Raw genomic sequence first — 12,928 nt, 5'->3', positions numbered from 1 at the left:
GGTGCGGAAGCGGTAAACGAAGTGTTTAGAGGCGTTTCGCCGTCGCGGACGTTCGTCGAATGACGCTCGGTCTCGGCGCGCCAAAAAAGTGCCCGGTCACTCCGGGCGCCGCAGGGAAATTCGCGTGCGACAGCGGCGACGTCAGCCCTGGCCGCCTGCAACCGCGCCGAGTTGGAAGATCGGGAGGAACATCGCCATGACGATGCCGCCGACCACGACGCCGAGGAACACGATCAGCATCGGCTCGATCAGCGACGTGAGCGCGGCCACGGTGGCGTCGCACTCGGTGTCGTAGAAGTCGGCGATCTTGTTCATCATGCCGTCGACGTTGCCGGTGGATTCGCCGGCCTTGACCATGTGCTTCATCATCGGCGGGAAAAACGGATTCGCCGCCATCACCTCGGAAACCTGGCCGCCTTGCGAGACGTGCTTGGCGATCTCGACACAGGCGTCCTCCACCTGGCACATGCCCGACGCCGACGAGACGATTTCCAGCGTGCGCAGGATCGGCACGCCGGAGCGCATGAGCGTGGCGTAGGTGCGGCAGAAACGGGAGAGTGCGATCTTGTGCACCAAGTTGCCGAAGATGGGAGCGCGGACGAGGAAGTTGTCCTTCTGGCGCCGGCCGCCGGGCGTGGAGGTGTATTTCTTCAGCAGCGTGAAGGCGCCGTAGACGCCCAGCGCGATCGCCCACCACCAGGTTTTCAGGAAGTTCGAGAGATCGATCAGCATCTGCGTCGGCGCGGGGAGCTTGGCGCCGAAGTCCTTGAACATGTCCGCGAACACCGGGATGACGAAGATGAGCAGCACGTTCACGAGCGCCACGGCGAGGCCGATGACCGCGATCGGGTAGGTCATCGCGGATTTGACCTTCTTGGTCAGCTTGACGGTCGATTCGAAATAGGCCGCGACCTTGGCCAGGATTTCCGCGAGGCCGCCGGAGGCTTCGCCCGCCTCGACCATCGAGACGAAGAGCGAATTGAAGGACTTGGGAAACTTCTTCACTGCGGCCGAGAACGACGTGCCGGTGGCGATGTCGTTGCGCACGTCGCGGATGACGATGCGGAAAATCTGATCCTCCGTCTGGTCCTGCAACGCCTCGAGGCACGAGACGAGCGGAAGGCCGGCTTGGAGGAGCGAGGCGAGCTGGCTGGTGAAGATGGCGAGTTCCCCGAGGCCCAGCTTGTAAGTCTTCGATTTTTTCTCGAGGGCCTTCTGTTTGGCCAGTGCCTGAGCTTGTTGGACGCTCGACTTCGGTTTGGCGGCCGCGGGAGTTGCCATGGTGGGGGCGTTTAAGCGCAACGATTTTACGCCCGCAACCCCATTCGCGGGCGCAGCGGAGTTTAACTAAAGCTTGAATGACGATTCGCCCGCGCCACTCTCACGCCCACGCCTTCGCGGGCATAGTTTAGTGGTAAAACTCCTGTCTTCCAAACAGGTATCGTCGGTTCGATTCCGTCTGCCCGCACCAAACCTTCGCCGAGGCTCCGGCTGGCAAGCCAGCTCGCGCCAGCAACAGGCGCGACGACAATCCTTACCAGAGGAAGTATTCCACCTCGCGCGAGAGGAAACGGAGGCTCGGCGGCTCGAACAACACGCGCCAGACGTGCGCATATTGTGCCCACGGGCCCGGCACGACGCCATCGAAGACCATGCGCGGTTTAGCCCGCGTTCCAGTCAGGCCCGCACAGGCGCGCGCCGAGAACAATTCGTAGCCCGCATCCGAAGCGAAGAACAGGCTGCGCTGCTCGATGGGGTGTATCGCGTCACGCTCATGCGACGCGTGGCCGGCCAAAACGTAGTAGCCCACCACCGCGTCGTGCCGTTCGAGTTCGACCGCCGCCTTCCAGCACGCCGCTTCGACGGTATCCGCCGACGCGTGCCCGTAGGCGTGGTGCCCGCGCTCGCTCCGGCGGTGCAACACCACGGTGACACCGGGCGTATCCGACTCGATCGCGAACGCTTGCACGTCCGGTCGCGGCGAGTTCACGGGGCGGGCGATCAGTCTGCCCTCCCACCAGTTCATCAAATTGAACCGTTCGGCGGCCTCCATAAGCGCGCCGTGCCGGGCTTGACGGGCAAACAAGCCGGGAAAGGCGGCCATGCCGTTGCTCGACGGATCGACATCGAATCCGTAGCGCGCGTTTTCGCCCGAGCGATAGGTCGCCCAATGCGCCCACCGCTCCATCGCTTCGGAGATGGCCTTGAAGCGCGCGACCAAGGGAGACGGCGCTGTGCCACCACCGTCCGCCGAGCCCCACACGCTCTTTTTCAAGCGTGCGGGCATGAACTCGTCGGACAGATAGGCGTTGGCCTCGAACCAGCGAGAGCCGAGGACCGAGACTTCACCGCAGCTCAGTCGGGCAAGGGGCCCGCCTTGGGCTGCGATGACGTGACGGTAGCGATAGGCCGCGAGATTGAGCATGGCTCGCGACTATGCCAACGCGGACGGCAACACGCAGAGCGCCGCCGCGGCTTCGGGCTTAGCCGGGGCTGCGCCGGCGAAAAGATGGGCACAGATCGCTTCGGCAATCCGTGAGAGACCGAGGGAGAGAAACAAGCTGGCAACAAGGCCGGCGAGGGTATGCGAGAGGTTTTTCATGGTGCGGTGATTCTCTCAGATGCAACGCGTCCAGCCCCTCCGTCATTTCGCCGATTTTTAGGCGGCTACCGCCTGAACCACCGGCGTGCCGCTGCCTGAATTTAGGTGTTTCCGGAATTCGTGCTCGCTCCATTGTGCGACCATCTTCGCCGCATGCTACGAGTCTGCGCCGCTCTCACCGTCATTCTCTCGGGACTGGGCTTTCGCGCCCAAGCCGCGTGGGACGTGCCGTTTAACGGTGACCCAATCGTGGAAATTTTCCGCAAACAGCAAACGGGCGTCGCTTACACGGTGTATGCCGCCGCTACCGAGCCGGGCAACGGCCCATTGTGGTTTGGCACGGACCACGGTCTGCTGGTATTCGATGGTCTCAAATGGACGCACCATCCCGATACCGGCTCGGCGACGGCACTGGCGTTCACACCTGACGGACACCAACTCATTTTCGGTTCGTGGTGCGACCTAGGGTGGATCGACTTCTCGCCCGACGGTCGTCCCCGCGTCCATTCGCTGCGCGAGCACTTGCCCTTCCCTGCAACGGAACTTCAGGCCGTGCGCGCCTGCCGCGCGTCGCCGAATGGTTTTTTCTACGTCGCCGACAATTGCGTGCTGCGCTGGGACGGAGCGAAATTGGACGTCTGGCGCTACCCCGGCAAACAGCGCCTCTTCCCGATCGAGTTCGAAGGAGCGCTCTGGTTTCACGATCCCCAGAGCGGTCTCTACTCCATCGGCCCGAACGGTCCCGAGCGAATGTTCACGGATGGGCTGCCACGCGATACCGGGCTGTTCTGGCTGGGACGCAAGGACGGCCAGCTCATCGGGATCTCCAACCACGGCTGTTGGACGCTCGAGCCCAGACCGCGCTGCCTCTCGCCCCGCGAGCTGAACGAATTCACTGCGCAATACAGCGTGATCGGAGTCGTCGAACTCGCCCGCGGATTCCGCTCGGTCGCCACGCTCACCGGCGGGATCGCGATCGTGGATTCCGATTTCAAGATCGTCCGCCAAATCCCCAGCACTGGTGATCTTCAGGGATCGCTCTACGGCCAGTTCCGCGGTCGCGAAAACGACCTTTGGCTGCTCGGAGAGGATCGATTGCTTCGGCTCGAGTCGACTGGCGCCACCACACGGATCCGGCTGGACGACGATCCGCGTCCAAAATTCACCCGATTCATCAGCGTCGCCCCGGATCACTCGCTCTGGGTCGGCACCGAGAATCGCCTTTATCACCTGCAGCGCGCCGAGAACGGGCGCCTCGGCGCCGCCGCCGAGACATCGGTTCGGCAACTGTATACGGTCCTCGCCGAAGAAAACCGCACTTGGCTGGCTGGCTTCGGCGGGGTCATCCTTCGCGAAAACGGACGCGACGAGAAACGATTTGATGGCAACGGCCGTCATGCGTTTGGCATGGTTCGGCTCGGCCAAACAGACCGCTGGGTCGCCTCGCTCAACGGCGGATGGATGGATATTTCGCGGAGCGCGCCAGGGCAGTGGAGCAGCGAGGTGCGCCTCAATCTGCCATTTTTCGAGTCCGCCGCCCTAGACGTCGACGGTGCACTCTGGACCGCATCACCCGCCGAGCCTCCGAAAAAATGGATCGTCCAGCCCGACGGCTTCACGCCAGTCGCCCTTCCTCCCCTGCTCACCGCGGCCGAAGCCGCCCCCAGCATCGTCGTCGCCCGCGCGCACGACGCGATAGTGGTCGCGGGAAACAGAGTCTATCGCACTCGTGGTGCCGCGCCGCCGCTGCTCCTCTGCAAGCTTCCCGCACACGCGGTTGCGGGCGCCGTATCCACCGATCAACAGCGCCTCTATCTGGCCCTCAATCACGGCACCACCGCACCCGCCGGCTACCAAGACAGCATCAGCGTCCTTGAACTGGCCGACAATGGCCGCGACGCCCAACTGCGCCACCTCGTGGTCCCGCAGCTCCACACCGTCGGCGCGATCAATCGCCTCGCAATCAACCGCACCGCCGGCGCAGACCTGCTTTGGATTGGCGGATCGGATGCGCTGCTGCAAACCCGCCCCGCGGAACTGCCCGAATGGAGTCCGCCCGCGCCGCCGATGATCACCGCCGGCGCTTCGGGCCGCACGCACACCACCCTGGACTATTCCGAGAGCCTGCGCCTCCGCGTCACCTCGCCGGAAATCACCCTCCGCCCCGCCTTGCGCTATCAAACTCAGTTCGGACCGGACGGCGGATACTGGAGCGCGCCCGGCGACGTCACGTCCTTCGAATTCTCCAACCTGCGCGAAGGCCGCTATTCTTTCGCGGTGCGCGCCGTAAACCCGATCGGCCAAGTCAGCGCGCCTTCCTACTACTCGTTCGTCATCCTGCCCCCTTGGTATCGCGCCACGGGCGCCTACGTCGGCTACGCCGCCCTCGCTTCGCTCGGGCTCTTCGGGGCCCTGCGCTACCGCGAACGCCGCATTCGCGCCCGCAACCTCGAGCTCCAGCACCTCGTCGACGAACGCACCGCCGAACTCGTCAAAGCCAACGCCGCCAAGGACGACTTCCTCGCCAGCATGAGCCACGAGATCCGCAACCCGATGAACGGCGTCGTCGGCCTCTCCGCCGCCATCGACATCTCCCACCTCGACGAGGAAGGCCGCTACCGCTTCGGGCTCCTGCGCCACTGCGCCACGCACCTGGCCTCGCTGCTCGAGGACATCTTGGACTTCTCCAAGCTCCAAGCCGGCACCATCGAGCTCGACCCGCAGCCCTTCGCGCCCGCCGAATTGCTCGACGCCGTCTCCGCCATCACCTCCCCTGTCAGCGCCGCCGCCGGCGTGAAAGTCGAGTTCGCCCTCGGTCCGTCCGTGCCGCCCCGCCTCATCGGCGATGCCCGCCGCATCCGCCAGGTCCTCCTCAACTACGTCAGCAACGCGATCAAATACGCTCCCCAAGGCGACATCGACGTCACGGTGTGGGCTCGCACCGTTGGCGAGAGTAACGCCGTGGTCACTTTCGCGGTGTCCGACGCCGGCCCCGGCATCCCCGCCGAGGAACAGGAACGCATTTTCGAGAAATTCGAACGCGGCGCCGGCGCCCGCAGCAACCGCATCCCCGGCACCGGCATGGGCCTCGCCGTCTGCCGCCGCCTCGCCACCAAGATGGGCGGCACCGCCTGGGTCGAAAGCTCCCCGGGCGAAGGCGCCACCTTCTACCTCTCCGTCGAGCTCCCCATCGCCGCCCCGGTCACCCTCGACACCGCGACCCAGACCGTCGCCGACCTCCCGAAACTCGCCCTGATCGTCGACGACGAGGACTACAACCTCGTCACCCTCGCTACCATGCTCGAACGCCGCGGCTTCCAGGTCCTCCGCGCGGCCAATGGCGACGCTGCCCTCGCCGCCCTCGCGCAACACCCCGATGTCGTTTTCCTCGACTACGACATGCCCGACATCACCGGCCCCGCGCTCGCACGCCGCATCCGCCAAACCGTCCAGCAACGCCCGCCGCTCATCATCGCCACCACCGCCTATTCCACCGTCGAAAAACGCCGCGAGTGCCTCGCCGCCGGCATGGACGGCTTCCTCAGCAAACCGGTCGGCGAAGAGCGTCTCGGCACCGCTCTCCTCGAAGCCATCCAGACGCGCTCGCCCGGCGACGCCCGGCACTTCGTGCTCCCCTCGCGCGACAGCTTCGATCCCCTCGAAAACCTCCAGACGCTCGCCCGCCAGCACGCACAAACCCTCGAAGCCGAGCTCGCCGAGTTCTCCGCCAGCGCCCAAGGCGAATTCGAGGAACTGCACGCCGGCCTCGCTGCCTCCGATCGCACGCGCAGCGCCCGCGCCGCTCACAAACTCGCCGGCCGCTTCGGTTTCCTTCACGCCGCCGCCATCATGAAACGCGCGCTCCACCTCGAGCGCCTGTGCCAGCAGGGCGACTGGACCGCCGCACGACTGCTCGCCACCGAGCTGACGCAGGACTGGACCGCCCTGCACGACACCCTGGCGCGCCTCAATTGCGAGTCCGCGTGAGCCCGTTCGCGATCGCGTAGTGGATCAGCTTCGGCGTCGTGTGGACGTCGAGCTTCTTCATGATGTCGCGCCGCCGCGACTGCATCGTCGAGGGACTGATGCCCAACTCCGCCGCGATCTCCTCGTCGGTCATCGCGTGGCCGATCAACGCCAGGATCTTCATCTCGTATTCGGAAAGCACCCGGTTGAACGCCTTCGGATCGCGTCGCAGCCGCGCACTCGATTCCACCACGGCGCTGGTGTAAAAGACATTGCCGCTCACCACCGAGATGAGGGCCGTCCGCAGCGTTTCGGAACTCTGCTCCATCTTATCCACGAAGCCGTGCAGGCCCAGCTTCTGGACCTGCAACATCGTCCACGGGTCCCGATGCGACGAAATGCCGATCACCTTCATCGCCGAAAAGCTCCGGTCCGTCAGCACCTGCCGCGCGATCTCCAACCCATCGATATCCGGCAGGGAAAAGTCCAACATCAGCAGATCCGGCCGCATCTGGTGCACCGCGGCGAGCCCGGCCGAGCCCGACGCCGTCGCGAGCAAAACCTCGATCCCCCACTCGCGAAAACAACCCGCCAGGAAATCCGCGAAGAGCTTCTGGTCTTCCACGATGATCGCCCGCTGCCCATGCAACGGGTTACCCTCGTCCTTGCCGGGGAATTTTACACTCACATTCACCGCCGCAGGCATACCCCAAACCCTGCGCGCAGCAAGCCAAGCGTGGACATATCATTCGCCGCCCGTTACCCCGACCGCGTGAACCTGGTGCTCTTCACCGCCGCCGAAATTTCCGCCCCTCTCCCCCGCCCCGATCCGCGCGCGCGCCATCTGCTCGAAGTGCTCCACCGCGGCCCCGGCGATGAATTCTATGCCGGCGTCATCGACGGCCCGCGCGGCAAAGGCCGCATCGTCGCCATCCGCGACGCCGCGATCGAACTCGCCTTCACTTGGACCGTTTTGCCCACACCGCCGGACGCCATCACGTTGCTGATCGGACTCCCGCGCCCCCAAACCGCCCGCGACATCCTGCGCGACGCCACCACGCTCGGCGTGAGCGCGATCCACTTTGTCGCGACCGAGAAAACCGAACCGAGCTACGCGCACAGCACGCTCTGGCGCGACGGCGAATGGCGGCGGCACGTGCTCGCCGGCACCGAGCAGGCCTTCGCGACTACGACCCCCGAGGTCACCGCCACGCATTCGCTCGCCCCGGCCCTCGCACTCCTAGCACCCGACACCACGCGCCTCGCCCTCGACAATTACGAAGCCTCGCATGCCCTCGCCGATGAGCGCCCCGCGCGCGAACGCTCCCTCGCGCTCGCACTTGGTCCCGAGCGCGGCTGGGGCCCGCGCGATCGCGAACAGCTCCGCGCCGCCGGCTTCACGCTCGTGCACCTCGGCACGCGCGTGTTGCGTCTCGAGACCGCCGTCATCGCGGCGCTCACGCTCGCCAAGGCCGCCCGCGGCACGCTCTAGCCTGCGTCCGCCGCCGCCCGCGCGGCGCGCTTGAAAAAACACACCGTCGGCTGCCGCGCACCCTTGCCCAGGCGACGCACGCACGTCCAGCCCTCCGCCGCCACTTCCAGTTCGCCCGGCATCTCGAACACGATCACCGGATCCGGCTTCGGCGCGAGCAACGCCGTCAGTCGCGCGAACAGCTTCGGCGCCACCTCTGCAATCAGGTCGTAGGGCGGGTCGATGAACACGAGGTCCGGCACCGCGCCGGCATCCGGCACGGTCGTCGCGTCGGCGTTCACCACGCGCAAATCCTCTGTCCCCCGTGCGAGGCTTTTGCACACCGCCGCGATGTTTTGGTGGATGAACGCGGCCGTCCGGGCGTTCTTCTCCACGAACACGCCGCCCGCCGCCCCGCGACTCAACGCTTCCAATCCGTAGGCCCCGCTGCCGGCAAACAGGTCCAAAAACCGCGCGCCCGGCACGCGACTCGCGATGCTCGAGAAAACCGCCTGCCGCATCGCGTCGGTCGCCGGCCGCACGGCGTCGCCCTTCGGCAAGTTGAGCGGGATGCCCCGCGCGTTGCCGCCGGTTATGCGCATCCGGCACGCCCTCCGAAGCGAATCACACCGGTGCCCCGCGCCTTACGACGCCGTTGCGGCGGAACACTTTCTGCTCGTTGCGGTTTCAACATACTGTTTGCGCCCCAGCGGACTGGGACTTACCTGTCCCCGTTCGGCCCGAGCCATCACCTAACTGGCCCGGGCCGACGCAAAGGCAACGCCTTTACCATCAACCAAGCATGAAGTCTCGACTCGCACTCTGGCTGCTCGCCGCGGCGGGGTTCGCGCTGCCGCTCCGCGGCGCCGAACTCAACGGCTGGCCGTTGCGTGTCGCGACGGTCGACGACCAGACCGGCGAAGTCACCGCGCAACAAGGCCTCGGGCCGCTCCTCGCCGAGCGCACGACCGCCGATGGCAAAGAAATCCGCGCCTGGCGCCCGCTCTTCCTCAACACGAAGCAGGCCGACCGCGAAGCCGCCTACTTCCTCTACCCGCTGTTCTCCTGGCAACACGATGCGACGAGCGCGTCGTTCTCGTTTTTCCAGCTGATCAATTTCCGCAGCCAGCCCGGCCTCGCCAGCGAAGGCGGCCATCCCGTCCGCGGCTTCGATGTCTGGCCGCTCTACTTCTCGCGCGACACCGGCGATGCGGCGACGAGCTACCGCGCGCTGCTGCCGATCGCTGGCGAGGTAAAAAATCGCTTCGGCAAAGACCGCCTCAGCTGGGTCGCCTTTCCGCTCACCTTCCGCGTCGAGAAGGACGGACGCCACACGAACTACGTGCCGTGGCCCTTCCTGCGTTTCACTGACGGCAACGGCCACCACGGCTTCGAATTCTGGCCGCTCTTCGGTCACGTCGCGCGTCCGAACGATTACGACAACCAGTATTACCTCTGGCCGCTGATCTACAAACAGCAGAAGCAACTCGACGAGCCCGCCGGCGCCTCGCGCACGAGCCTCGGGTTCCTGCCCTTCTACACGCGCACCACCGCCCCGGGCTTCGTCGACGAGAACTACCTCTGGCCCTTCTTCGGCTACACCGACCGCACCGAGCCGCAACGCTACCACGAGACACGCTACCTCTGGCCGTTCCTCGTGCAGGGCCGCGGCGACAACCGCACCGTCAATCGCTGGGCGCCGTTCTACACGCACAGCGTCGTGAAAGGTTACGACAAGACCTGGGTGCTCTGGCCGCTCGTCCGCCACGCCAAGTGGAGCGAGCAGGGCGTCGCGCAGGAAAGAAATCAGTTCCTGTTCGTCGTCTATTGGTCGCACGAGCAACGCAGCCTCGCGAATCCCGCCGCCGCGCCCGCCTCGAAGCGCCACCTCTGGCCGCTCTTCAGCGCGTGGGACAACGGCGCCGGCCGCCGCCAGTTCCAGCTCTTCAGCCCGTTCGAAGTCTTTTTCACCAACAACGAACCGATCCGCGAACTCTACTCGCCGCTCTTCGCCGTCTACCGCTTCGAACAACGCGCTCCGGGCGACACCCGCTGGAACATCCTCTGGAACCTCGTCAGCCGCCGCCGCTCGGCCGCCGAGCGCGAGTTCCACCTCGGACCGCTCTTCAGCACGCGCGCCACGCCGGAGACCGGCGCCCGCGTCGCCATCGGCAACGGCCTGCTCAGCTGGCGCCGCTCCCCGGGTGACACGCACTGGAAGTTTTCCCTGTTCGATTTCCGCCGCGCCCCTGCTACCAAGGCCCCCGCGGCCTCCATGCCATGAAGCAAATCTCCCTCGTCCTCGGCCACATCGGCGGCGTCGTGCTCCTCATGACGCGCACGCTGAAGTTCACCGGCACGCTGCCGCGCCAATTCGGGCGCTTCGTCGAACAGTGCTTCCTCATCGGCTACACCTCGCTGCCGATCGTCACGATCCTCAGCTTTTTCATCGGCTCGGTGCTCGCGTTGCAGAGCGGTTACTCGATGCAGAACTTCGGGGCGAAACAGTTCATCGGCACCCTCGTCGGCCTCTCCATGGCGCGCGAACTCGGCCCCGTCATGGTCGCCATCCTCATCGCCGGCCGCGTCGGCTCCGCCATCACCGCCGAACTCGCGTCGATGAAGGTCTACCAGGAGATCGACGCGCTCGTGACGATGAATATCCCGCCCGAGCGCATGCTCGTGCTGCCGCGCCTCGCCGCCATCCTCGTGATGATGCCCGTGCTCGCGCTCATCGCGAATCTCTGCGGCTGGTATGGCGGCGCGCTCATCTGCCAATACACCCACTTCATCGCCGTCGACAGCGAGTCCTACTTCGCCGTGCTCAAGCGCTACATGGACTGGAAGGACATCACCGACGGCCTGCTCAAGGTCGAGTGCTTCGGCTTCGTCGTCGTCGCCGTCTGCTGCTACATCGGCCTCAACACCCGCGGCGGCCCGCGCGAGATCGGCGCCTCCGTCACCAAGGCCGTCGTCACCTCGCTCATCCTCATCCTGGTGCTCGATTACTTCGTCACCAAGGCGCTCCTCTGACCCGGCCATGAGTTCCCCTTCCTCCTACACCGCCACACCCTTCGCCGGCAAAACCTTCGGCGTCACCGTCGATCACCTGACGAAGAAATTCGGCAGCGTCACCGTCCTGAAGGACATCAACCTCGAGGTGCGCGCCGGAGAGATCTTCTGCATCATGGGCCCCAGCGGCTCGGGTAAGAGCGTCCTCCTGAAACACATCGCCGGCCTCGAGCTCCCCACCAGCGGCTCCGTCCGCATCGGCGACTACGACGCCGCCGATCCCGACACGCGCGACAAGGTCCACCTCGCCCTCGTCTTCCAGGCCGGCGCGCTCTTCAACTCGCTCACCGTCTACGACAACCTCGCGCTCTACCCGCGCGAGCATCGCCAGTGCAACGAGGCCGGCATCCGCGAACGCGTCATGCACGCACTCTCGATTCTTTCCCTCGAGAAAGCGGCCAACAAATACCCGTCCGAACTCTCCGGCGGCATGAAGAAGCGCGTCGCCATCGCCCGCGCCCTCGTCATGGAGCCGCAGCTCCTCCTCTACGACGAGCCGACCTCCGAGCTCGACCCGGTGATGGGCGCCACGATCAGCGAGATCATCGCGACGCTCCGCGAGCAGACCGCCGTCACCAGCATCGTCGTCACGCACGACCGCGACCTCGCGATCAACATCGCCGACCGCATCGCCATCATCATGGACGGCAAGATCCGCGCCACCGGCAAACCCGCCGACTTCCGCGAGCCGAAGGAGCGCGACATCGCGAACTTCCTCACGCCCACGATCGATCTCAAGAACCCCCGCTTTAAACAACTGGAGAACTCCCATGAATAACACGCAACAGACCGTTCGCGTCGGCCTCTTCTTCCTGCTCGGCTGCGCGCTGGCTTGGATCACGTTCGAGTCGCTCAGCGGCGGCCAGATTTTCAAGAAGCGCGGCTACACCGTCCTCGCGCCCTTCGCGAACCTCAAGGGCCTCAAGGAAGGCGACGAGGTCCAGATGGCCGGCGTGAAAATCGGCTCCGTTGCCGAGACGCGCCTCGGCAACCAGCGCGTCGAAGCCGTGCTCACCATCGACCCGAAGGTCTCCATTCCGAACGACGCCGTCGCCTCCGTCGAGACCTCCAGCCTCCTCGGCAGCCAGCACCTCGCCGTCAGCTTCGGCACCTCCGCCGTCATGCTCAAGGAGGGCGACACGATGAAGACCAAGAACACCGCCGACATGAACGAGGTCATCGCCCAGCTCGGCTCCCTCGGCGCCAAGCTCGAGGGCGTCGCCGACAACATCGGCAAGGCCCTCGGCGGCGACAGCGGCTCCGGCTCGCTCTTCGGCAAACTCGACAAGCTCGTCGACCAAAACGGCCCCAAACTCACCGAGACCATCGCCAATCTCCAGGACATCACCGCGAAGATCAAAAACGGCGACGGCACCTTCGGCAAACTCGTCAACGACCCGAAGCTCCACGACGACCTCGTCGCCGCCGTCGGCGAAATCAAATCCGCCGCCGGCGACGCCAAGATCTTCATGGCCGACACCCGCGGCATCATCGCCGACGTGAAATCCGGCAAGGGCGCCGTCGGCGCTCTGCTCTACGACCAGGCCACCGCCGACAACCTCAAGGCCACCGTCGCCAACGCCCGCACCGTCACCGACAAGATCGCCAAGGGCGAAGGCACGCTCGGCAAGCTCCTCGCCGACGACTCGATGTATAAAGACGTGCAAGGCGTCGTGAAGAAAGCCGACCGCGCCCTCGACGGCCTCGGCGACTCCGGCCCGATCCAAGCCGTCGGCGTCGTCGCCAACGCGCTCTTCTGACGACATAGCTCGCAAATTGGACGGCGAAGCGGTGACACCACAGTCAATTCCCCTCAG

At 65.6% G+C, this 12,928-nt stretch carries 11 protein-coding genes and 1 tRNA gene; 7 read left to right on the top strand and 5 right to left on the bottom strand.

The window, feature by feature from the left end:
- Positions 1-141: 141 nt before the first annotated feature.
- A complete protein-coding gene (locus tag KF715_13760; protein ID MBX3737758.1) occupies positions 142-1,281 on the bottom strand; it encodes a type II secretion system F family protein in 1,140 nt (379 codons plus the stop codon).
- Positions 1,282-1,397: 116 nt separating this feature from the next.
- On the opposite strand from KF715_13760, the gene KF715_13755 reads away from it, so the two are divergent.
- Positions 1,398-1,471: transfer RNA gene (locus tag KF715_13755), tRNA-Gly, on the top strand.
- 63 nt (positions 1,472-1,534) lie between these two features.
- On the opposite strand, the gene KF715_13750 is transcribed toward KF715_13755, so the two are convergent.
- Together KF715_13750 and KF715_13745 are read right to left on the bottom strand one after the other, a co-directional pair.
- Positions 1,535-2,425 carry a hypothetical protein gene (locus KF715_13750; protein ID MBX3737757.1) on the bottom strand — a complete coding sequence of 297 codons (891 nt, stop codon included), beginning with the start codon at positions 2,423-2,425 and terminating at the stop codon, positions 1,535-1,537.
- A gap of 9 nt (positions 2,426-2,434) precedes the next feature.
- Positions 2,435-2,602 (bottom strand): hypothetical protein, encoded by a 168-nt coding sequence (locus tag KF715_13745; protein ID MBX3737756.1) that lies wholly within the window; start codon positions 2,600-2,602, stop codon positions 2,435-2,437.
- 153 nt (positions 2,603-2,755) lie between these two features.
- Between KF715_13745 and KF715_13740 the strand changes: the two genes are divergently transcribed.
- On the top strand, positions 2,756-6,589 hold the full coding sequence (locus KF715_13740) for a response regulator (protein ID MBX3737755.1): 3,834 nt from the start codon (positions 2,756-2,758) through the stop codon (positions 6,587-6,589).
- Here KF715_13740 and KF715_13735 read toward each other — a convergent pair.
- Positions 6,570-7,193, bottom strand: a complete 624-nt coding sequence (locus tag KF715_13735) for a response regulator transcription factor (GenBank protein ID MBX3737754.1) — start codon at positions 7,191-7,193, stop codon at positions 6,570-6,572. The genes KF715_13740 and KF715_13735 overlap by 20 nt on opposite strands.
- A gap of 18 nt (positions 7,194-7,211) precedes the next feature.
- Between KF715_13735 and KF715_13730 the strand changes: the two genes are divergently transcribed.
- Positions 7,212-8,060 (top strand): 16S rRNA (uracil(1498)-N(3))-methyltransferase, encoded by an 849-nt coding sequence (locus tag KF715_13730; protein ID MBX3737753.1) that lies wholly within the window; start codon positions 7,212-7,214, stop codon positions 8,058-8,060.
- Here the strand turns inward: KF715_13730 and KF715_13725 are convergent.
- Positions 8,057-8,641 (bottom strand): RsmD family RNA methyltransferase, encoded by a 585-nt coding sequence (locus tag KF715_13725; GenBank protein ID MBX3737752.1) that lies wholly within the window; start codon positions 8,639-8,641, stop codon positions 8,057-8,059. The two genes, KF715_13730 and KF715_13725, sit on opposite strands and share 4 nt — an antisense overlap.
- Positions 8,642-8,841: 200 nt before the next feature.
- Between KF715_13725 and KF715_13720 the strand changes: the two genes are divergently transcribed.
- The 4 genes from KF715_13720 to KF715_13705 are packed head-to-tail and all read left to right on the top strand — an operon-like array spanning position 8,842 to position 12,871.
- Positions 8,842-10,323, top strand: coding sequence for a hypothetical protein (locus KF715_13720; GenBank protein MBX3737751.1), 1,482 nt, complete (start codon positions 8,842-8,844; stop codon positions 10,321-10,323).
- The gene (locus KF715_13715; protein MBX3737750.1) at positions 10,320-11,072 is read left to right on the top strand and encodes an ABC transporter permease; all 753 of its coding nucleotides are present in this window, start codon (positions 10,320-10,322) and stop codon (positions 11,070-11,072) included. Before KF715_13720 ends, KF715_13715 begins: the two co-directional genes overlap by 4 nt.
- A gap of 7 nt (positions 11,073-11,079) precedes the next feature.
- On the top strand, positions 11,080-11,889 hold the full coding sequence (locus KF715_13710) for an ATP-binding cassette domain-containing protein (GenBank protein MBX3737749.1): 810 nt from the start codon (positions 11,080-11,082) through the stop codon (positions 11,887-11,889).
- Complete coding sequence (locus KF715_13705; protein MBX3737748.1) at positions 11,882-12,871, top strand: MCE family protein; 990 nt, start codon at positions 11,882-11,884, stop codon at positions 12,869-12,871. Before KF715_13710 ends, KF715_13705 begins: the two co-directional genes overlap by 8 nt.
- Positions 12,872-12,928: the final 57 nt, after the last annotated feature.

The organism is Candidatus Didemnitutus sp., assembly GCA_019634575.1.
GTDB lineage: Bacteria > Verrucomicrobiota > Verrucomicrobiia > Opitutales > Opitutaceae > Didemnitutus.
Note: the sequence above shows the minus strand (reverse complement) of the source record. Positions and strands in the feature narration are given on the sequence as shown.